Source organism: Sporosarcina sp. P32b, from assembly GCF_002743335.1.
Lineage (GTDB): Bacteria > Bacillota > Bacilli > Bacillales_A > Planococcaceae > Sporosarcina.
This window is the reverse complement of sequence record NZ_PDZB01000022.1, coordinates 29,362-52,168: the sequence shown is the minus strand read 5'-3', so window position 1 is coordinate 52,168 and position 22,807 is coordinate 29,362. Positions and strand designations below refer to the sequence as shown.

The window sequence follows — 22,807 nt, the reverse complement described above, 5'->3', positions numbered from 1 at the left end:
AATTTCAGGATAAGATTCAAGAAAGTTGTTTACTTTTTGATTAAATCCAATGCTTTACATAGCAGTAAAGGAGATGAACTTCAAAAAAAACCACCTACCCTTTTCATTTCATTATTCCACTAAGTGGCCCGATTACGGAATAGTTATATATTCAAAGCAAGTCATTAAAACAGCCTTAGGCTCAAGATTATTTATTCTTTAAAGTACATCTTTCTGTTTTTTCATCCCACTCTATAGTTACATCTGGTTTTCATTTTCTTTTGTAACAGCACAACCTGAAAAAGTGGAACCAGATGTTTTTAATATCCCATTACTTAACTCGCATTGCCAGAAGATGACCCTGAACTACTATTAATTTCTTTTGGGGTTTCATTTTCACCTATATATTTAATCGTAATATCACCTGATTCAGAATTATCACCTGTACTATTAATAGTATAATCCACATTCCCATTCTCGCTATCTCCCTGAAAGTGGTATGTTTGCTGCCCTGAGCAAGCCACTAATATTAGAAAAACATAGCATAATAACGCTGATATTTTCAATTTCATTAAAATTTCCCACTCTCGTATTTAACACCTAGTCCGTTATTGATACGGGAGCAAATCCTTGTTAAAGAACTGCCCCCCTATTGCAATTAATGGCCTTGTCGTTAATTATCCAAATCATCATCAAGCCAGGATTTCTTACTTCCACCTTGATCAGAATCTTTTTCGAGAGATTGCCCCACAACAGACCTATTAATACCATCTTTGACAGCTTTAAAAATCACAAGATATAGAATGAACAGCCCTACTATCCAAAGAATAATCATACCGAAAACTTGACTTGCCATTATCCATCCCTCCAAATCCTATATAACAAAAGACCAGATTCATGAACACAGTCTACTTATTTAATTGCTTATTTTTCCTGAAGAAAATGAGATAAATAATTTCTAGAATCCCAACTGTATTGACTACCAGTAGAATAATAAACCATGCTAGTTGCCTATTACCACCTGCATGCCAAAGTGCTATCCCTTTCCAAATTAATGACCAAGTAATGAGTAAATAAAAAATTGGATTGTTGTAATTTAATACTTGAGAAATAGTTTCCATTTTTCCACCCTCCTTTAAACAATATGGCCTTGTCCTGGAACAAAGCTATGCTGCTAATGCCCCTGATTCTGATAAAAAGTTATTTGTCTTTTTGCTCGACTAAAAACAAACCTAATTTAAATAGCAAAGATAATACGAAAATAATCATTAAAGTTCTTGATATTACATACCCATCAAGAGCTAATTCATAGCCTCCCGAGAGTAATATATTCGGGTTAATAATAATAAAAACTGCGATAAGTATGGGTATTGCAAGTAAAATGACGGCTAAAGTAGATTTATCGCTCATTGTCGTCCCCCCTATATTACTTAACAAAATGGCCCGTTTCAGCCATAACACTTCTCCAACAACGACACCCATTAATATACATGCAATTCATTATTTCTTTACACTGTCTAACAAGATAAACCCAAACACCACACCGGCTATTGTTTGAATTGTGGAGTTTCCAAAATACAAGATTTCCGGTACTAGTGGAATAAGGTTTTCGCCCGTGGGTGTAAAGATTACTACACACATAGATAATACACCAAGAGATGGCAACCCAACGCCCATGAATTTAGCCCAATCAAAAGTCCATTGTCTATCCTCTTTCATTTCAATTATAAGTTTTGGCAACCTGAGCAATATTCCTATACCAATAGGAAATATGGATGAAAACAGAACAAATGATAGTACTTCAAAATTTTTCATAAAATCTTGTTTCAACAGGAACTGATATTTGTCACCTAAATAAATAAGAACCCCTATAACTATTGTCCATCCGAAGTAATAAAAGAACTTTCTCATAAATACCCTCCTTTTCGATTCGATTCTTGAACCATCACAGTTCTACTATTTATACGTATATAAAATGTAAAAGTGTTCATATTTTCAAATATTCAGAATCTATTTGACTGAGTTTAGTTATTCTGATTACACGCTTTCAATTACTATACTACAAGTATACATAAAATTCCAAAAGTGTTTTAATTAAGTGAAAAACCAAAAAAGCACCGCTAAATGCGATGCTCGTTCATGTTCTATTTATTCAATATCATAGACAAAGAGTAAGTAGATGGCTGCGATCAACCGCTTCCTCCCCTTCATTTACTCTTCATTATTCAGCATCCCGTAAAACACGCCTTTGCGTTTCAGTAGTTCTTCGTGGCTACCAGATTCGAGTAGCTCGCCGTCTGCCAGTACGAAGATTTTGTCTGCTTGTCTAATCGTGTTTAAACGGTGGGCGATGACGAAGCTCGTTCGACCTTCCATGAGACGTTCCAATGCTTCCTGTATCGCGAGCTCCGTCACTGTATCGATGCTGCTCGTCGCTTCGTCCAGCAACAGCAAGGTCGGATCCGCCACTAGCGCACGGGCAATGGACAACAGTTGTTTTTGTCCTTGTGATATTTCTTCGCCACCTGCTGTTAGCACTGTATCATAGCCGTTTGATAGTTTGCAGATGAAGCTGTGGGCATTGGCTTTTTTTGCAGCTTCTTCCACTTCTTCGTTCGTTGCGTCAAGTCGGCCGTAGCGAATGTTTTCGCGCACTGTCGCCTCGAACAAGAACGGATCTTGCAAGACGAAGGCCATTTGACTGCGCACAGTATGGCGTGGCAGTTCATTAATTGGAATACCATCGAGCAAAATTTGGCCGCTGTCTATTTCATAGAAGCGTGACAGAAGTTGCATGATCGTCGTCTTCCCTGCCCCTGTTGCTCCAACAAAGGCAGCCGTTTCGCCTGATTTAACATGGAAACTAAGATTCTTAATAATCGCTTCCTCTTCATAGCCAAACGACACATTGCGGAACTCGACATCGCCATGTAATGTTTCGATTCGCTTCGTTGCTTCGTCTTTTTCCACCGGCTCGTCCATAATGGCAAACACTCTTTCCGCCCCTGCGATGGCAGAGAGGACAGTATTGAATTGATTGGCCAAATCGTTCAACGGTCGTGTAAATTGCCTTGCGTACTCACTGAAGATAACAATCGTTCCGACCGTTACGCCACCATAGCCTGTCACCGCCAGCAGTCCGCCAACCCCTGCAACTATCGCGAACGACATATTATTCAGTGTGTTCATGACTTTTGGAATGAAACCTGAATACGTCTGCGCCCAGAAACCTGCTGTTCGAAGACGTTCACTTTTTTTCGCAAACTCTTCCATAACATTCTGTTCCTGTGAGAACGCTTTGACGACTCGTTGACCGGAAACCGTTTCTTCAATCATGCCGTTTAATTCACCGATTGCACGCTGTTGTTCTTTAAATAAAATACCCGTACGTCGAGTGATCCAGCGCATCGCAATGAACATTAAAGGTACGATGATCATGGTCAGCAACGTCAATAACGGACTGAGATACAGCATAATCGATACGGTACCGACTAGTGTCAGTACACTTGAGAACACTTGAATCAACGAGGAATTCAACGTCTGGCTGACATTCTCGATATCATTTGTCACGCGACTCATCAATTCGCCGTGCTGCCGTTTATCGAAGAATCGGATGGGTAGCTTCTGTAGATGGCCAAATAATTGCGTGCGCAGACGATAAACCGTTTGTTGTGCGATTCCGACCATCCAGTAGTTTTGAAAATACGTAGACAATGAAAAGCCTGCATATACGAGTAGTAATAAGCCAATCTGCATACTGAGTCCGTCCACTTTTTTCGGAATGATGAAATGGTCGATCATGTTTCCAATCATCAATGGGCCGATTAGCGCTAGGGCTGAACTGATTAAAACGAGTGTCATGACTGTGATCAGTAATCCACGTTGTTGATCGATCAAACGCCAAATGCGTAAGAGCACGGACTGCCAGTTGCTTGCTTTTTGAACCTTTTTCCGCTGTACCTTTGATAAATCTTCTTTCTGGATAATAGGTTCATAGCCGAATGGTTTTCGCATCATGCCACTCCCCCATTCTGTTGCGACTCCGCAATTTCCCGATAGAAGCTAGACGTTTGAAGTAGCTCTTCATGCGTACCATAGCCCACGATCTTGCCATCTGATAATAATAAAATCGCATCCGCAATTTGAGCGGTTTGAATTTTTTGCGTAACGATCAGCATCGTCGTATCTTCTTCCTGCAATGCGTCCCATAATGAAGATTCGGTTTTGACATCGAGCGCACTCGTACTATCATCCAGAATTAGTAAGGATGGTTTACGGATTAATGCCCGAGCAATCGACAGACGCTGTTTTTGGCCGCCAGATAAATTCACGCCGCGCTGTCCGACTCGTGTTTCATAACCACCCGTAAAGTCCATGATAGACGAATGAATTTGTGCTTTCTTAGCGGCCTCTTCCATTTCATTCGCAGTGGCGTTCGGTTTACCCCATGATAGATTATTGGCGATCGAACCTGTAAAGAGCATGGATTGCTGGGGCACGTAGCCGATCAAGTTCCGTAACGTATCAAGCGGCCAGTCCGCTATGTTTTTGCCGTTGACCCACACCGTGCCTTCCGTTGCAGTGAACATGCGCGGGAGTAGTTGAAGCATCGTCGATTTACCGGAGCCAGTAGCCCCCATAATGACGAGTTTCTCGCCCGCCGGAACTTCGAACGACACGTCTCTTAGCACATCTTCAGTCGTTCCTGCATAACGGAATGATACGTGTTCAAAGCGTACAGAAACTGCGCCTTGGTGGAGATTGTCAGCTATCGCAAGCTTTTCGAGATCCCCATCGGCAACTAGCAGTTCTTCCATTCGATCGGAAGACGCTTTTGCGCGTGAGAAGATGACGATCAAAAAGGAGAACATCGAGAAGGCACTTGTCATGCGCATCGTATAGTTGACAATGGCTACGATATCTCCGACGGGCATATTGGAGTTACGGACTTCATCTGCACCGAACCAAAGAACCACCATGAAGCTGACATTCATGATGAACAGTAAGACAGGCAAAATTAGTTCCATTAAGCGCATCGCATGCACACTATCCTTTTTCAGTGCACGTGCTGCTGTGGAAAAACGGTCCGTTTCAAAAACACCTCGTAAATAGGCTTTAATGAGACGAACCGCTTGTAGATTTTCTTGTACGAGTTGATTCACCCCGTCCAAACGACGCTGCACTAGACCAAATAAACGGACTCCTTTGCGTGCCATGACGACGAGAAATACTGCGAGGAACGGAGCGCCAATCAGTAGAAATACTGCGAGCTTCGGACTGACGACGAATGCCATAATCAGACTGCCGAGCACCATTAACGGTGCTCGTGCCATAATTCGCAATCCCATAAAGAGGGCATTTTGTGCAAGCGTTACGTCACTTGTCAAACGTGTAATAAGACTAGACGTCGGAAAGCGAAGGAATGCCGCAAGCGAAAACGTCTGGACGCGCTGAAACAATGCTTGCCTTAGATCATAACCGAAACTTTGCGCGGCATGTGCAGCGAAATAGGAATTGATGACGCCCGAAAAGAGCGCCACGAAGGCGAGTGCCATCATGACACTCCCCCAAATTACAACCGTGTTCAAGTCTTCTTTCATAATTCCTTCATCTATAATTCTACCAATCAGCAATGGCTGAATTAATTCGACCGATAGTTCAAGTAACATAAGTAGAATAGCGATAAACATTGGCCATTTATAAGGCAGTGCATAGCGAAAAACCGTCTTCATCTGATTCACCCTTTACGTGCGGTCTTTCCCTTCATTATGTCATATAGGAATACAGCGTGTACAGGTGAAAAGCTATACTTCGCTATGATCGTACTCTTGGATGGTTTCTGGGAACGGTGCAGTTTTCTTCTTGCGATTGCCACCGATAGATAACCAGACAACTCCAACGAGCATGATCGCCGCGCCACTAATTTGCCAGACACCCATCGTCTGACCGAGCCAGAACACGGAAACAATCATTGCCGTGAGCGGTTCGAAACTGGAAAGCACGCTCGTTTCCACGGGTGAAATATACGTCATACTTTGCAGGAACATAATAAATGCAAGTGTTCCCATAATGATGACGAGTAACAACATACCCATCGCCGGACCGTTGAGCAGAGCACCAAGATTCATGAAGAACATCGGCAAGTTAATGATGAATAAAGTCATGCCGCCAATGAACATTCCCCAGCCGACGACGAGCAAAACACCCCACTCTGCCATAAGTACTACAGGGTATAACGTATAAAAAGTGAAGGCGAATCCTACAATGACTCCCCACACAATTGCGGTTGTATCTAATGACATGCTTGAGAATGAACCATTTGTCAAAAGTAAGATCAAGCCGAATAACGCAACGACCATACCGATTACTTGGCTACCTGGCGGGAAGGACCTCTGTAAGAGTGAAAGCAAAATGATGATATAGACTGGTGCAACGAACTGGAATAAAGTCGCGACTACCGCGTCACTATGTGCGATGGTTTGGACGAACCCAAACTGTACACCAAGCATTCCGATCACGCCGAACATCACCATTTTACGCAACCACAACTTCTGTCTCATAGGACGACCGACCTGTATGCCTTTTGCTTTCAATAGTAATAGAACCACGGCACCAGCGATCGTCAAACGTAGGATTAACATCATCGAAACGGACATGTCACTATGGTTCAAAATCCACTCCATCATTGGCCCCGTAGCGCCCCATAACATCGAACCTATAATAATCATGATAATTCCTTTTAATCGCAACATGATCTCTCACCCCTTACTAATTTCTTGCGTTTTTACTCATATAGTATAAAATTCACATATGAGACATAGACAACACTGAAACTTCATTTATAATAGTTATATAGTAGATTGGAAAGGAGTACCTCTATGCATGCAATTCCATTACCAGAGACTAGCGAACATCAGGCACTAGTCGATAGTCTAAATAAATACCAATTAGTTACACATACTGACGGCGAAGGTCTAATAACCTATGCCAACCAAAACTACCTAACTGTTAGTGGTTGGACTCCCAAGCGCATCTTAGGTAAATCATTCTGGCAAATGTTTTCGGACAGAGCCGAAAGTCAGGAAATAGCGAACTCCATTTGGGATTGTTTGCTATCCGGAAAAACATGGGTGGGTAAAATAGAAAAAATGACTCGCTTAGGCGAACCGTTCTTTGTCAATACACTCGCTGTCCCTACCCTTTCCAATTTCGGAGAACTGCAATCTGTGTTCTTTCTGGAACTGGATATTACAGAAGATATTCGCTTACAGGAACGCTTAGGTGAAATTGCTTTCATTGATGTAGAAACGGGCCTCATGAGCCGCCACAAGCTGGAACAAGTAGTGAATACGTCCATCGCTAGTGCTACCAATTTTTCATTCGTCTATTTGACGATTGATCATTACTACACTATGAAAGAGCTGCAATCTCAAGAATCTGAGACGCAGCTGATTCAAGAATTCACCAACCGATTAAAGCGCTACTTCCAGGACAGTCCGATTGCGCGTATCGATACGAATAGCTTTGTCGTGCTGACGGCTTTCGGTGATTGGTATATTCAAGGTTTCTATGATTTCTTAAAACAACAGCCGATCTACCTCAGCCACAATGCCCAAACACTTTCGATTAGTGGCGGGATTGTCCGCTTCCCTGAAGATCAGAAAACATACACACAATTGTACAAAGTCGCGATGACTGCTGCAGACGACGTCATTAGTCAAGGTGGCGGACGGATTGCTTCACTATCTGCCCAGTCCCATAAAATTCTGAACCGACGTTTGGAAATTGACCGCAAGATGCTGACTGCACTAGATCGCAATTCATTACATGTAGCGTATCAGCCCCAATTCGATGTGGCGAGCGAGAAAATTACTTGCTACGAAGCGCTCGTTCGTTGGGAGGATGAAGATCTAGGCGTCATCAGTCCTGACGAATTAATCCCGATTGCAGAAGAAAACGGATTGATTGAAGAAATCGGTGCATATGTAGCAGAAGAAGCGATGACGTTCGTAACGAAATGGCATCGCGCCGGTAATGATATGAGTATTTCCATCAACTCTTCCATTCGTGAATCTTTGAATCCACAATGGAAAGACCGGTTAATCTCCATCTTAAATGAAACGGGTTGCCCCGCGAATAAAGTGCATCTAGAGTTCACGGAGAAATTCGCGCTTAAAGCAGAAGAAGAACAATCCGTTCTAGCGCAAATGTCCGAACTACAAAACCTCGGTTTACAGTTCACTCTCGATGATTTCGGCTCTGGATACGCATCGTTGCGCTACTTACAACACTTGCCAATCTCCAGTGTCAAAATTGACCGCGTCTTTATCGATGCGTTGTTGAGCAATCCGAAGACACAGAAATTGGTTGAAGGATTGATCCAACTTTCCAAAAAGATTAACTTATATACGATCGCTGAAGGCGTTAGCAATGAACAGCAATTTGAGTTGCTAAAAGAAATGGGCATCGATGCTATGCAAGGTCATTTCATCGGAATGCCAATGCCTGCTGAGCAGATTGAAATTAAATAAAGTATCGCCACCAAATTAGATGGAGCTCCTTTCATAAAGAAAGGGCTCCATTTTTGTCTATCTTGTTCAGTTGTGGTGGGTCTTAGTGCGTTTGACTACAGCTTACTGTACGGGAGGTGAAAAGACAACCTTTTTTTGATTGGGGTGTGAGGGTTGATCGAGTGCTCGGCTTGGGGGATTGAGCGAATGGTGAGTGCTATTGAGCGCTGGGGCGTCTTGATAGAGCGGGTTGCGAATGCAATAGATCGCTTGGCCGGCTTCATTGAGCGGATAGCGCGTCTGATTGAGCGGATAGCCACCAATATAGAGCGATCAACCAGCTTCATTGAGCGAAACTCGACCATGATAGAGCACTTAACAAACTAAATGAACGCCCACTAATCGTAGTGAGCGCCCAAACCTTACTTTTGTGCCGGCACACTGTCTGGTGTATAGCTAGCTCTTTCTAACGTATCTAGCGGTGTGTAATGATCTAATGTGTAGCTGTTTACTTCATTTATGGAAATCGTGTAGAGTGAATTGCCGCTATACAACAGACGTTGGATTTCTTTTTCCCAGTCCATGTAGTCATTTGTCATGCGCTTGGTCAAATCAGCTGTTTTGACAATGCCGCGTTCCGCTGTGATTTCGTAAATCATGGCGCCTGAGCTTTGTAGATCCAAGATGTTGTCACGCTGGGATTGCTCATATACTGAAATCGGAAAGCCGAATAAGTTGCGGTTCGGATGGATAAATAAGGCGTGATGATCTTGCTGGACTGACGAATAAGTACCTTGGCCGCCGATGATTTCAGATGCGGTTTCTTTTGGATTCGCAAAATCGGTCACGTCGAATACAGAGATTTTCATGCCGCCTGTTTGGATAATAGGTGCGCCACCTTGGGGATTTTTCTTTGCGATGGTTTCATAGCCGAAGCCGATTAAATGGCCTTCGTCAAGCGGATGCAAGTAGTTGCTGAAGCCAGGAATCTTGAGTTCACCGAGCACTTTCGGATTATTCGGGTCCGCAACATCCATGACGAATAGTGGATCCGTTTCGCGGAATGTTACCATATACGCTTTGTCTCCTAGGAATCGTGCGGAGTATATGCGTTCATTGACCGCTAGATTTTCGACTGAACCGACTTGCTTCATATTTTCATCAAGAATGAATAAATGGTTTTTCGCTTTGTTGCGTTCATCCCAGAGATTTCCTTCTGTTGTTACTGTACGGAAATAGCCGTTGTGCTCATCCATCGAAAACTGGTTTAAGATAGTCCCTTTTAGTTGAGCCGTTTGTAGGAAATGGACGTTGGTTTTGTCGAGACTGAATTTGAATACTTCGCTAGTGCTTTGCTGATTGTCTTGGTAGTTTGTAGACGTCAGATACAGATGATTTGCAGACATGTACAGTTGTTCACCGCTGCCAAGATAAGCTTTCGTATCCACTCCCCCCTTTTCACCGGACTCAATATCGAGTGTCGTGATGACCGAGTAGGAAGGTTCCATCGCGCCTGGCAAAATCGAGATTTTATCGAGTGCGAGCGCCTGCACTTTTTGATCGGCTGTGGAATCATATACTTTCGGCACTAGATGATCTTCTACCGGAGTCGGATGATCATACCAAAGAAACGGTTGATTATTCGTGATCATGTAAACGAATTGTCCGATTTTACGCGTTCCGATGACGTAGCCTTCTGCACCTGTTTCACGAATAAGTTTCGGATTTGTGCGGTCTGTAACGTCGTACACACGGATGATCGACATTTGCTGCGTGGGCATTATGCGGTCTTCAGTAATTTCCACATCCATATTAGACGTCGGGGCATCTAGATTTTGGCCACCGATTACTATAATTTTGTCTTGATCTACATATAGTTGGTTTGCATAAAATCCATCGGTGAAGTCGGTCTTGCTGGCACGGACCATGTCGTTTGGATTGCGGATATCTGTGATCATAAGTCCTTCTCCATTTAGGACATCGTATAGGAAATCACCATCCGTTTTGACAGTATCCGCTTCATCTACGCCCGCCACTTGTTGATTGGTTTGTGAATGATCGACACCGCCACTAGAAGCTTTATCCTCCGAAGAAGACTCCTCCATGACTTCACTGCGTCCCTGAGGTTCTACTCGCTCAAAGAAGTTCTCAATTTCCTTAATGGAAGTAACGGGCTGTACCGATTCGAGAACGGTGAATGAAAGCACTTGGTCCGCTGCGCGTTTCCATATGCCAAAACTATTCGCTGGGATATGCAATGTATAGTCCCCTGGTTGTAGCTCCCCTACTTGCAATGACGTTTTTCCATTTCCGTACGAAAGCTTGGCCGGAGTTTTCGTATTACTTTTCTTCACATGAAACTGCGAAACATCCAAGTTCCCCTTCACTGGATCTGTAAAGTAAACATTCAGCGACTGACCCGCGAGCACGGATTTTGTAGATGTAATGCCAACTTTCGGCCAAAACAGGAAGCTGATCAGTACAAGAATTCCAATCGTTCCAGCTACCCCTAATACAATGAGCCATCTGCCTGTATTCATAATTTTCATCTCCTCTTATTTAGTATGTATTAGAGTAGACTGAAAACTTTGGGTTTCGTTACATCCTATTTAAAAAAACTAAAATCACTCTTTTTATCGAGTGATCATAACTTCTTCCATTGTCTGTCGCCTTCCGTGTAACTGATGGATTGTCCCGTATGAAATAAATTCTCAAGCTCCAGTTCATCCAAATAGCCTTTCATTTCAAGCATAATGTGATCGGTATCGATCTTCTCCTGGTTAAGTAGACTGACATCAACTGCGAGCGGCACTTTCATTTTTTGTCCCGGTTCGATTTGCAATCCAAGATCTATTGAATACTTGAAGGGGTTCTCTGCCCAACCGTTCTTCAGTTTCACATCGAAGCTAAAGGTTAATGTAGGCTGGTGAATTACCCTATTGGTGTCGTTACTTATTTCAATTAAGTATTCGATTTTTCCATCTTCTAACGCTTTTTCTTGTAACACGTTGAGTTGTAAACCCTCTAAATCTTCGTAAAGATCTACAGCTGGTACAATACTTTCAGTTCCAGTGTTTGATTCTTGCAATAACGGCAGCACGAGTAGCAGAAACAGTACTGTGGCGATTACGACAACGCTCCAGATCACAATACCCTGCTTTTTCCTACGGGGTTGGATTCTGTTATCTTTCTTGTAGTCTCGGTCTTTTCCTTGGCGGGTCATCCTACCTCCCCCTCTCTCCATTCCTTTTTTAAAGATGTTTTACGGTAATAAATTACTGTATGCAGAAGATGTATAGTATCGACTTGGTTTTGACCCACTTCTTTATAAAAAAGGAAGAGCAGAAACCCCTGCTCTTCCTTGCCCTTATTTACACACGAACCAACGATAATTCTCTCAGTTGTTCAATTGCTTTCTCGATTAATTCAACTTTTTGTACGAGAGCAAGGCGGACGTAACCAATACCGGCCGTGCCGAAGATGCTGCCGGGTACCATGACGACGCCCGCTTGTTTGATGACTTCGAAGACGAATTCTATGTCGTCGATATCGTATGGATACTTCGCCCAGACGAACATACCGCCTTCAGATGGTGTCGTTTCCCAGCCTAGTGATGCGAGTCCATTCATTAACGCATGGTGGCGTTTGGAGAACTCAGCACGTAGGCGATCGGTGATTTCTTCCCCGTTATCAAGCGCAACAATGGCGGCTTCTTGGATCGGTCCGAATGTTCCATAGTCGAGATTGGATTTTAGTTCACGTATGACTTTGATCATTTCTGCATTTCCAACGAAGTACGCGATCCGTGCACCTGCTAAGCTGAAGCTTTTAGATAGTGAGTTGATTTCCAAACCGACTTCCATTGCGCCCGGTGTTGTGAGGAAACTTGCTGGACGGTCGCCAGTGAAATAGTATTCGGAATACGCTGCGTCATGCAGTACGATGATTTCATACTTTTTCGCAAACGCTACGACTTCTTCGAAAAAGGTTTCACTTGGCATGGCCGGTACTGGGTTTCCTGGTAAGTTCAGAATAAGAAGCTTAGTCTTTTTCAGCACGTCTTCTGGGATTTCATTCAAATTAGGTAAAAAGCCGTTTTCCGCAAGCAATGGCATGTAGTAAGGCACTGCGCCTGCTAGTTTAATACCTGCGTCATAGGCGACGTAGGCAGGATTCGTTGTCAGGACGTAATCTCCTTCGTCACAGAACGCGAAAGGTAAATGAACGAGACCTTCCTGCGAACCCATTGTCTGCAAGACTTCTGTATCGGGATTGATGATGACACCTGTGCGACGTTTGTAATAATTCGCGACGGCTTCATGGAATCGTTTCGTTCCTCCTAGTGTATAGCCATAAGATGATGCTAACGCGCTTTGTTCAGATAACGCTTGGCGTACACGCTCGTCAGGTGGAAGATCCGGGCTGCCGAGACTCAAATCGACGACTTGCGCACCTGTTGCTTTTTTTAACTCGGCGGCTGCTTTTAAGTCACCAAAGATTGCTGGTGAAAAAATGGACATTTTTTGGGAAGGTTGAAAATTCACGAAGACACGCTCCTTAGCTGTTATATAGTACTTCACGACTTTATTATAACACGCGAAAAGATGGCCTGGATGTATTTTATATCGAACATTTGGATGTTTGTTCATGGGCAATCAGGGAACACTTTTGGTAACTATATTTTGAGGAGGATGTCACATGAGTAAAAATCCATACGAAAAAATTGATGATAATATATCCGGACAGACACAATCATCACAGCCCGGTGTCGAGGAAGAGATGCATCCCGCGCCAATCTATGATGATCCGAATTTCAAAGGTGCTGATAAACTTAAAGGAAAAACCGCATTGATCACAGGTGGTGACAGCGGAATTGGTCGCGCTGTCGCGGTTGCCTATGCGAAAGAAGGAGCGAACGTCGCTATCGCGTATTTAGCTGATCAGGAAGATGAAGATGCCGATAAAACGATTGCACTCATTGAGAAATACGGTGGCAAAGCGAAGAGATATCAAACCGATATTAGCAGTGATAAGAACTGTAAACAGTTGGTCAAACAAGTGATTGATGACTTTGGCGCTCTAAATATACTAGTTAACAATGCCGGAAAACAATTTCCACAACAGTCCATCGAGGATATTACTGAAGAGCAATTGAAAGAAACGTTTGAAACGAACTTCTTTGGATTGTTCTTTATGTCAAAAGCAGCCATTGCACATATGAAAAAAGGCGACTGCATAGTCAACACTTCTTCCATTACAGCTTATAACGGATCGCCTGGTTTGCTCGATTACTCCGCGACCAAAGGGGCCATCACCAGTTTCACACGTTCATTAGCGTTAAATTTATCGGAGAAAGGGATTCGAGTGAACGCGGTAGCACCAGGACCTATCTGGACGCCGCTGATCCCTTCTACGTTCGACGCGAAAACAGTCGCTGAACACGGAGCAGACACACCGATGAAACGTCGTGGACAGCCTGCTGAGAACGCACCTGCGTATGTATTCCTCGCTTCACAGGACTCGAGTTACATGACTGGCCAGACGATCCACGTTGATGGTGGAGATTTTGTCGGCTCTTAATTTGGAATAAATGGAGAGTGACCGCATCATTCCCGTACAATTATGAACTCCACGCAAAAAACGATGCGGTAAGCCATTCACTCTGGCTTACCGCATCGCTTTCATTCTTCAAATGGCCACGTAGGCAACATACGATTCAACTTTTTATCGCTACGCTCCCCAAGCACATACTCCGCCTGCATGATCGTATGGATTTCTCGCGTACCTTCATAAATAACAGGCGCCTTCGAATTGCGTAAATACCTAGCAACCGGATACTCATCCGAATAGCCATACGCCCCATGGATCTGCACGGCGTCATCTGCTGCTTGATTGGCAAAATCGCAAGCTTGCCACTTCGCGAGCGATGTCTCACGTGTATTCCGAACACCACTATTTTTCAACTCACCGGCACGATAGACGAGAAGACGGCTCATTTGATAACCCGCTTCCATTTTTGCAATCATCTGTTGGACTAGTTGGTGTTCACCTATTTTCTTACCGAATGTTTCACGCGTTGTTGCGTACTCTACACTCGATTCAAGACAGGCATACAACAAGCCCACTGCACCTGCCGCTACGGTAAAACGACCGTTATCGAGCGCTGCCATCGCAATCTTGAAGCCTTCGCCTTCTTCACCTAGTAAGTTGGCAGCCGGTACACGAACGTCTTCGAAGAACAGCTCACCGGTGTTACCTGCACGAATGCCATACTTCCCTTTGATTGCCTTCGATGAAAATCCCGGCATCGTGCGCTCTACAATAAATGCACTAATGCCATGGTGTTTCTTTGATTTATCCGTATAAGCAAAAACGAGAAAATTATCTGCTGAATCACAAAGTGAAATCCACGTTTTCTGACCGTTCAATAGATAGTCATCGCCATCGCGAACCGCTGTCGTCTGAAGTGCGGACACATCCGAGCCCGCGCCCGGTTCCGTCAATCCGAACGCGCCGATTTTCTCGCCTTTTGCTTGCGGCACTAAATACTTTTGCTTCTGCTCTTCCGTCCCCCACTGCATCAGCGTCATACAATTCAAACCGATGTGGACGGAAACTGCGGTGCGAAAAGCTGTATCTCCACGTTCGAGTTCTTCGCATAAAATCGCCAAAGAATTATAGTCCATCCCACTGCCACCGTACTTTTCCGGCACACAGACACCCATGAATCCAAGATCTGCGAGCCGTCTCCAAATTCCTTTATCAAAACTTCCCTCTGCATCCCATTTTGCAATATACGGCATAATTTCCGCATCTACAAATTGCCTTGCCGTCTTTCGCAACATGTTTTGTTCATCTGTAAATGTAAAGTCCATCTTTGTGTCCTCCTTTACAATGAAACTAGGCTTTTACGATGCGTGCGTTTACCGCAATCTGTCCTACTGGTACGCGGTATACACGATTATACAATTGTCTATAAAACTTCCTGAACTGACGCTCGTTCAACGTAGGCAATGGCACAGTCGTCATCAATAATAATGGGTGCTTAAAATTGGTTAACTTCACTGATTGATCCAGTGTCAGTCCATTCCGTTCATAGAATGCGATACGTCGCGTTCGAATAGATAATTCTTCTTCATTTCGGGAAAAGTCAGGGTCTTCCACTTCGAGTAAAATTCCCGCTGGTGATAGCGCATCTAGACGGCGAAGCATGACGCTGCCTAAGCCATACGAACGGAATTCCGGCGCTATTGCCAAGTAGAGTACGTGAATACCCCCATACTTTGGGATTTCTTGATAGATGGCATAGCCGTAAACGTTGATGCCGTCCGTCAAATAGACTGCACGCAAGATGTTTTTCTTCAGCGCTTTACGCATAATCGGGAACGGAATATGGTCGAGAAATCCGAAGTCTACTAGCACGAATTTGAATAACCTATTCAACGTCCGTCGATTCGTTGCGAGATGCTGTAATCCCATCTGTGATGTATTTAATGTTTGTTTCTGCATTTCACTTCACTCCTTAGAAATACGAGGAGATGGTCTGTTGAGATCTAAATCCACGCTTTCCTACCAGTATATACTGTATCAGGCCTGTTGTACGTCAATGACAACTCCGCGTTTCATCATTTCTGCGATATACAGTTTGCCGGGCACGATGTTTTCCGGTGGATAAGCGCCTCTTTTTGTGATGACTCCATTGCCAATCATTTGTGCTACGACAGAAATGGTGTTGGCTGTTGCGAGTGCCATAGCCGTTTCATTCGTGTTCTGGTCCTTTTCGGTAATCATATTAAATGTCACCGTATGCGCTTGCCCGCCTTTACTACCACTCACAATGACGCGAAGTAAGACGGCATCCGATTTATCCCCAAGGCGTAATTGTGGCGTCAAATGGGCGAGCATGACGTCGCGCACACGTAGTGGTCTACCATCTACTCGGATCGTGGATTCTCTAGACAGTAAGCCGAGATCGACTAATACTTGAACCTTGTCTGCATGGCCCGGGTAGCGGATGGTCTTGTATTCTAGTGTTTCGATAGTAGGAAATGACTCGAGCATCGTCGACGTACCGCCTGATGTATGGAAGGCTTCCATTTCGCCATAGCCATCGAATTCCAACGTTTCAATTTCCGATAATGAAGGCAATTCCTTCACTTCGCCATTTCGCATAACGCGAGACGAATCCGTGTAATGATCGAATAATCCTTCCAATGAAAAGACAACATTATAGTTTAGTGGCGGCTCGGGTTTGACTGGAACTCCGCCTACATAAAGTTTGATTGACTTAGTTTCATCGAGTAAGGACGCACCATAACCTGCCAGAATATTAATCATGCCGGGCGCCACGCCGAGGTCTGGAATGAGCGTCACGCCTTTCGCAGCAGCCTGTTCGCTTAGCGCGAGAACTTTCTCCGTTGCTCCACCGATATGTCCACCTAAGTCCACAACATGAACGCCACGTTCTACTGCACAGCGGGCGACTGATTCATTGAATGTATAAAACAGTGCGTTGACGACGATATCCCCAAGCCCGATTACATCACTGAGTTGCTCTTCATTCGTCGCATCGAGCAATAAAATGTCGAGTTTTTCATTCATGAGTTCTTCGGCGAAATCTTCCGCTTGCCGAATGGCGCGGTCTGCGAGATACACTTTCTTCACTTCATCCTGCTTGACTAAATCACGAACGACTTCTTTTCCCATTAATCCAGCACCTAATACAACAACTTTCATCTGCTCATCCCTTCTTCCTGTGAGTTCATTCCGTATCGATTTGCGCGCGTTGCAACTTGCCGCTGTAATCGATGTAAATGCTCTTCCATTCCGTAAAGACGTCGAGTGCCGCAACACCAGAGTCTCGATGACCGTTCCCCGTACCTTTCGTTCCACCAAACGGCAAATGAATTTCAGCGCCCGTTGTGCCTGCGTTAATATAAACGATACCCGTGTCCAGGTCGCGTTGTGCGCGGAATACTTTATTAACATCTTGCGAGAAAATGGAACTGGATAAGCCGTACGCGACGCTGTTATTCACTTCGATTGCCTCATCCAGACTGCTAACCGTAATCAATGAAATGACCGGGCCAAATAATTCTTCCTGCGCGAGTCGGCTATCCCATGCGACATCTGCAAATAATGTGGGCTCGAAATAATGTCCAGTAGCGAATTTACCTTCATTCAGCACATTTCCACCCGCCACTAGATTTGCGCCTTCGCTTTTGCCGATTTCGATATAGCTTTGGATTTTCTCCAGCGCTTTTGCATTAATCACAGGACCGACTTTTACCGTTTCATCCAGTCCATCACCCATTGTTAGGCCTTTCATGCTCTCTAGTAGACGTTTCTGCAATTCTTCTTTCACGTCTGTATGAACGATGACCCGACTACAAGCTGTGCAGCGCTGCCCTGCCGTTCCAAATGCACTCCATAATATACCTTCTACCGCCAGCTCGATATCTGCATCTTCAAGCACGATCACTGCATTCTTGCCACCCATTTCAAGAGAGATTTTCTTCAAGTGACGACCACCTAATTCCGCAACATGGCGACCTGTTTCGGTCGAGCCAGTAAATGAAATAACGCGTACGTCCGGATGTTCGATCAGTGCAGTACCAACGTCTGAGCCGGAACCGAAGACAATGTTCGCGACACCACGCGGCAAGCCAGCTTCTTCAAAAACCAACGCCATTTCATACGCCATCAACGGCGTTTCCGTCGCTGGTTTCCAAATGAATGTATTCCCTGCCACAATCGCCGGAAACGACTTCCACGTAGCAATCGCAATCGGGAAATTCCACGGTGTAATGAGACCGACCACACCAATCGGTGCACGAACGCTCATCGCAAACTTATCCTGCAACTCCGACGGCACTGTTTCACCGAACAATCGTCGTCCTTCTCCCGCCATGTAAAACGCCATATCAATTCCTTCTTGCACCTCACCACGGGCTTCTTCTGTTACTTTACCCATTTCCTTCGTCAACACTTGCGCTAGATGTTCTTTTTTATCTTTCATTATACGGCCAATTTCATAGAGATAATCCGCACGCTTAGGCGCCGGCACCAAAGCCCACTTCCTCTGCGCCTTCTTCGCCGCAGCCACCGCCATACCCACTTCTTCTTCCGTCGACAAAGGCACCTGCGCCAACTCTTCCCCATTCGCCGGATTAAGCACAGCAGCATAACTAGCCGCTTCCTCCTGCCACATACCATCGATATAATTCGTCAGCTTCATCAAAACTACTCCTCTCTACTTCATATCATTTTCGTAAGTTGTCCCTATTAGAATTGTTCGACAATATATCATCCTATTCCTTTAAAGCTAGACATATTCCTGAAATGTCAACTTGATGGGCAAGAATTGGTAACGGGCATAGAGCGCTTAACCCATTTCATAGAGCGGTTAAATGGATTGATAGAGCGCTCAAGGGGAATCATAGAGCGTCTATAAAGATTTATGAGCGGATGTCGTGGAAGTATGAGCGCTTAGATGAAAGTATGAGCGTTTCTCCTCCTAAAGAAAACGATTCTAGTTGATTTTAAGCGGAAGCCAGCGAATCTTGATGGATAAGCATGCGCTTTAAGAGCCTGGACTGAATGAAATTCCTAACGCAGATCAACGGTGCCCTACTCATCACTCACCAATGCAAAAAACCGCCACAGCAAGTCGGAAACTCCAACTCGCCATGACGGCCTACATTTATTACAACAAATACCAAATATAATGCGCTTCCTCATGACTACCCGGCGTAAGCGCCGCACTCTTCGGATAACTCATCTTATCCACAGCCATCTCCATCAACTTACTCACATGTGGATTCAACTGCTCCGCCTTCGCAAACAACTCCAATGCTTTCTCCGAAGACTTACCTTGCGCATGCTCCATCTCCATCAACCAAGACAAATACCAATACGCCGCATCGCCTTCAGAAACTTCTACAGTCGCCTCCAATACCCGCGCCGCCTGATCAATTTCTCCTTGGTGAATCAACGAAGATATTGCTAAGTACCGTGCACTTTGATGATCAAAGAGGTCGAGCGACAGCAGACGTACAAACATCTCGCTTGCGTCAGCAAAACGGTCTTGCTCATAGAGCCACACGCCGTACTGCATCAAACTACGTAAATATGGACGATTCGGTGCGAACTTCCACGCATCTTCCGCACGGTTATCAAACTGTTTTTCACCAGAGAATATAGCTTGTTTGAAGAACTTTTCTTGCTCGTCCTTCGAATCTGTCAGCTCAGTCTGAAGCAACAATGCATCGACATTCGTCGGATCCGCGCCATACGCACCTACCGCGAAGTCATGTCGCTGTTCGATTGTTTCAGCATTGTACGCCATATAACAAAGCATCTGTGCTTCTTGTTGTTGATTTTCCGGCTCGAATGGTTGCTGGATTGCTTCTTGAATATAGGCTTGTGCTTCTTCAAACGTATCGAAGTTATGTTTTTGCGTCAACATATGCACTTGCCAATTCATTTGCTCAGATGGAAGTGGATTCGTTCCGATATGATACCCGGCATCCTTCTTTCCTTCCTCCATCATCTTCTCGAGATCTTCAATCTTCTCTAGCAGAATATCCGTATGCTTCCGGAATGAAGAGACAGAAACCCCGAATTGTTTACCTACTTCCGCTTGCGTATACGTACTCTTCATCATGTTCGTATCGACTGCTAATTGGAACGCAGCCGCGGCGAGTACTTCCGGCTTACGGAACTTCGGATCTTGATCGGTAAAGTAGTACGCCATTAAGGACAGTAACATTTCATAGGCGCCCGGATATAGCTCTTCCTTTTCGAGTTGAGCATCTAGTATTTCTACTACTTCACGCTGCAATGGTGTGAAGTTTTGCTCGACTACGTCAGATAACGTCTGAACATCGAGTTTACAAACCACTTCATAAATGTCGACTAGATGCTTCTTAAAGAAATCGAAGCTATTCTTCTCTTCACTCGTTTCAGCTAGTTCTTGCACACGCGTCAGTAGTTCATCACTCATATGCTTATTCACCGCGATGGCAGAAATCGGCATGACCCAGCGCTCTTCATTGCGCATCTCTTCTAAGACGATGGCAATGACAGCTCGTATGTCTTCAGGTTCGCCTGCTTCTCTTGCCAATAAATACTCGCCTTCTCCAAGAATTTCTTTCATATGGTAGACTTCTTTATCAGCCTTTGTCACTTCCGCGAATGTAATGAAAGCATTTTGCCAGCTCTTCAAAATCGCTCGTACAGCTCTATTTTGCGTACGGTTTAGCGCTTTGACTAGGTGGCGTCTCCATAGATCTTTACGAACGATGAAGAAGTAGTAATCGCTGACATTCGTCACGAGCTCTTCTTCTTCCATCCATTCACCGAGTCTTCCAGACCACTCCTTCAATAACTCTTCTAACGATTGGATCTCAGCAGGAGACAATGACGTTTCGTAATAACTGTTTAATACTTTTTTCAGTTCTTCCTGGACCATGTTTGTGCCCGGCATATCTGTTTTGCCGCAGCAGTTCTCTACGATTTCCCCGCTTCCGCATGGGCATTTTTCTTTATTCCCTATCACATCGAACACAACCTTTTCTTTTTACTATACCATACTAAAAAGAAGCTCCGCATGCATAGCAGCATACGAAACCCCTTGTTTTACTTTTCTGACTGTTCCTTCACTTCACCAATAGTTGGCGAAGTCGGTGGCATGACCCGTTTAATGAATAACGATAGGATCAATGCGACGAATGTAATCACCGTAGAAATGAAGAATGCATGATTGACACCATCTAGCATCGCCAGACGTCCAATCTCTTCTTTCATAGTGGATACATCGACTCCAGACGCAGCCAAATCTTTCACTTGGGCAGCCGCTGATACATCCAATCGCTTGGTCATGAGTGTCAATAACAACGCCGAACCAATCGCACCAGATACTTGTTGCAATGTGTTATTCATTGCCGTACCATGCGGATTCGAGATCATCGGCAACGAGTTCATTCCATTTGTCATCACCGGCATCATGACCATCGACAAGCCGAACATTCGGAATGTATACACTGCCATCAAATAATAATAACCCGTATCCATCTGCAATTGACTCATTAAATACGTCCCAATTACTGAAATAGTCAATCCTGTATACACTAGGATTCGCGGACCGTATTTATCAAATAAACGACCTGTGATCGGTGACATGATTCCCATTAAAACCGCACCTGGCAACATCAGCAAGCCTGCATCTAATGGTGAAATACCTCGCACATTTTGCACGTACAACGGTGTCAAAATCATCCCGGAGAACATCGCTACAGATAGCACCATGGATACGACGGAGGCGAGTGCAAACATCGGGTATTTGTAAATCCGGAAATCGAGCATCGGTTCTTTCATACGTAATTGTCTTACTATGAACAATACGAGTGCTACTGTTCCGAGTGCAATCGTGCCATAGACAATTGGAGAATTCCAACCCTTTTCTCCAGCAGAACTAAAGCCGTACAGCAGACCCCCGAAACCGAGAGTCGATAAGACTAACGAGAAGAAGTTGATGCGGACATCTCGGTTTGGTGTAATATTTTTTAGTTTGAAAATAGCAAGAGCTAGTGTCAACAATGAAATCGGCAAAACAATTTCAAACAGCGTCCGCCATGAATAATTCTCGACTACCCAGCCCGACAAAGTCGGTCCGATAGCGGGTGCCGTGAACATTACCAGACCGAACATACCTAGTGCCGCTCCCCGCTTTTCGATTGGGAAAGCCGTTAACATCACATTCATTAATAGCGGCATCATCAGTGCAGAACCGGATGCTTGGATCATACGTGCGACAACTAGTAAAGAGAATGTCGGCGCGATGATGGCGATAAACGTCCCTAACGAGAAGAGCACCATCGCGGTAATAAAGATTCTTCTATTGGTAAACTTCTGAATGAAAAACGCACTGGCCGGAATCATAATCCCGTTGACTAACATATACCCCGTCGTCAGCCACTGAACGGCCGATGGAGTGATCGAAAACTCTTCCATAATGACAGGCAATGCGATATTCAGTAAAGTATTATTTAAGATCGCAACAAACGCACCAATGAACAAAATTGCAATGATGCCATAAGGCGGCTTCTCATGCATTTTTTTAATTTCTAATGATTCTACCATTTTACCCTCCTATAACATGTATAAAATATGTCAGATTTATATTTTATACCGTCAGTACATTTATTACAACTAATAAATTCGGTGAGATTCAAAAGCTTGATATAACAGTGTTTTAAGAATAGTATATGAAGTATACACGCAGTATAAAACAAATTCAAACATACAGGTGATCATTT

At 44.3% G+C, this 22,807-nt stretch carries 19 protein-coding genes; 2 read left to right on the top strand and 17 right to left on the bottom strand.

From position 1 onward, the window contains the following. Positions 1-314: 314 nt before the first annotated feature. The 8 genes from CSV64_RS13505 to CSV64_RS13470 all read right to left on the bottom strand — a co-directional run bounded on the left by CSV64_RS13505 (position 315) and on the right by CSV64_RS13470 (position 6,731). On the bottom strand, positions 315-551 hold the full coding sequence (locus CSV64_RS13505) for a hypothetical protein (protein ID WP_099635109.1): 237 nt from the start codon (positions 549-551) through the stop codon (positions 315-317). Between the two features lie 101 nt (positions 552-652). Further along, positions 653-835 carry a hypothetical protein gene (locus tag CSV64_RS13500; RefSeq protein ID WP_099635108.1) on the bottom strand — a complete coding sequence of 61 codons (183 nt, stop codon included), beginning with the start codon at positions 833-835 and terminating at the stop codon, positions 653-655. Positions 836-887: 52 nt separating this feature from the next. Continuing rightward, positions 888-1,100, bottom strand: coding sequence for a DUF5652 family protein (locus CSV64_RS13495; RefSeq protein WP_099635107.1), 213 nt, complete (start codon positions 1,098-1,100; stop codon positions 888-890). A 79-nt stretch (positions 1,101-1,179) separates the two neighbouring features. Beyond that, on the bottom strand, positions 1,180-1,389 hold the full coding sequence (locus CSV64_RS13490; protein ID WP_099635106.1) for a hypothetical protein: 210 nt from the start codon (positions 1,387-1,389) through the stop codon (positions 1,180-1,182). Between the two features lie 90 nt (positions 1,390-1,479). Then, entirely contained in the window at positions 1,480-1,890 is a 411-nt protein-coding gene (locus tag CSV64_RS13485; RefSeq protein WP_099635105.1) for a hypothetical protein, read from the bottom strand. 300 nt (positions 1,891-2,190) lie between these two features. Beyond that, positions 2,191-3,996: an ABC transporter ATP-binding protein gene (locus CSV64_RS13480; RefSeq protein ID WP_369823538.1), complete on the bottom strand. Its 1,806-nt coding sequence runs from the start codon at positions 3,994-3,996 to the stop codon at positions 2,191-2,193. Then, complete coding sequence (locus CSV64_RS13475) at positions 3,993-5,711, bottom strand: ABC transporter ATP-binding protein (RefSeq protein WP_099635104.1); 1,719 nt, start codon at positions 5,709-5,711, stop codon at positions 3,993-3,995. Before CSV64_RS13475 ends, CSV64_RS13480 begins: the two co-directional genes overlap by 4 nt. Positions 5,712-5,783: 72 nt before the next feature. After that, positions 5,784-6,731 (bottom strand): DMT family transporter, encoded by a 948-nt coding sequence (locus CSV64_RS13470; RefSeq protein WP_099635103.1) that lies wholly within the window; start codon positions 6,729-6,731, stop codon positions 5,784-5,786. A gap of 126 nt (positions 6,732-6,857) precedes the next feature. Between CSV64_RS13470 and CSV64_RS13465 the strand changes: the two genes are divergently transcribed. After that, positions 6,858-8,510 (top strand): sensor domain-containing protein, encoded by a 1,653-nt coding sequence (locus tag CSV64_RS13465; protein ID WP_099635102.1) that lies wholly within the window; start codon positions 6,858-6,860, stop codon positions 8,508-8,510. Positions 8,511-8,911: 401 nt separating this feature from the next. On the opposite strand, the gene CSV64_RS13455 is transcribed toward CSV64_RS13465, so the two are convergent. The 3 genes from CSV64_RS13455 to CSV64_RS13445 all read right to left on the bottom strand — a co-directional run bounded on the left by CSV64_RS13455 (position 8,912) and on the right by CSV64_RS13445 (position 13,033). Beyond that, positions 8,912-11,029, bottom strand: a complete 2,118-nt coding sequence (locus CSV64_RS13455; RefSeq protein ID WP_158233048.1) for a beta-propeller domain-containing protein — start codon at positions 11,027-11,029, stop codon at positions 8,912-8,914. A 104-nt stretch (positions 11,030-11,133) separates the two neighbouring features. After that, complete coding sequence (locus tag CSV64_RS13450; RefSeq protein WP_099635099.1) at positions 11,134-11,712, bottom strand: hypothetical protein; 579 nt, start codon at positions 11,710-11,712, stop codon at positions 11,134-11,136. A gap of 148 nt (positions 11,713-11,860) precedes the next feature. Continuing rightward, the gene (locus CSV64_RS13445; RefSeq protein ID WP_099635098.1) at positions 11,861-13,033 is read right to left on the bottom strand and encodes an aminotransferase class I/II-fold pyridoxal phosphate-dependent enzyme; all 1,173 of its coding nucleotides are present in this window, start codon (positions 13,031-13,033) and stop codon (positions 11,861-11,863) included. A 154-nt stretch (positions 13,034-13,187) separates the two neighbouring features. Here CSV64_RS13445 and CSV64_RS13440 point away from each other — a divergent pair, with 154 nt between their 5' ends. Beyond that, a complete protein-coding gene (locus tag CSV64_RS13440) occupies positions 13,188-14,069 on the top strand; it encodes an SDR family oxidoreductase (protein ID WP_099635097.1) in 882 nt (293 codons plus the stop codon). A 101-nt stretch (positions 14,070-14,170) separates the two neighbouring features. On the opposite strand, the gene CSV64_RS13435 is transcribed toward CSV64_RS13440, so the two are convergent. The 6 genes from CSV64_RS13435 to CSV64_RS13410 form a co-directional block, all read right to left on the bottom strand. Next, positions 14,171-15,364 (bottom strand): acyl-CoA dehydrogenase family protein, encoded by a 1,194-nt coding sequence (locus CSV64_RS13435; RefSeq protein ID WP_099635096.1) that lies wholly within the window; start codon positions 15,362-15,364, stop codon positions 14,171-14,173. A gap of 25 nt (positions 15,365-15,389) precedes the next feature. After that, entirely contained in the window at positions 15,390-15,998 is a 609-nt protein-coding gene (locus CSV64_RS13430) for a GNAT family N-acetyltransferase (RefSeq protein WP_099635095.1), read from the bottom strand. Between the two features lie 78 nt (positions 15,999-16,076). After that, complete coding sequence (locus CSV64_RS13425) at positions 16,077-17,225, bottom strand: saccharopine dehydrogenase family protein (protein ID WP_099635094.1); 1,149 nt, start codon at positions 17,223-17,225, stop codon at positions 16,077-16,079. Between the two features lie 25 nt (positions 17,226-17,250). Then, complete coding sequence (locus tag CSV64_RS13420) at positions 17,251-18,726, bottom strand: aldehyde dehydrogenase family protein (RefSeq protein WP_099635093.1); 1,476 nt, start codon at positions 18,724-18,726, stop codon at positions 17,251-17,253. Between the two features lie 468 nt (positions 18,727-19,194). Continuing rightward, positions 19,195-21,048: a tetratricopeptide repeat protein gene (locus CSV64_RS13415; protein ID WP_099662682.1), complete on the bottom strand. Its 1,854-nt coding sequence runs from the start codon at positions 21,046-21,048 to the stop codon at positions 19,195-19,197. An 80-nt stretch (positions 21,049-21,128) separates the two neighbouring features. Continuing rightward, on the bottom strand, positions 21,129-22,631 hold the full coding sequence (locus tag CSV64_RS13410) for a DHA2 family efflux MFS transporter permease subunit (RefSeq protein WP_099635091.1): 1,503 nt from the start codon (positions 22,629-22,631) through the stop codon (positions 21,129-21,131). Between the last annotated feature and the right edge of the window lie 176 nt (positions 22,632-22,807).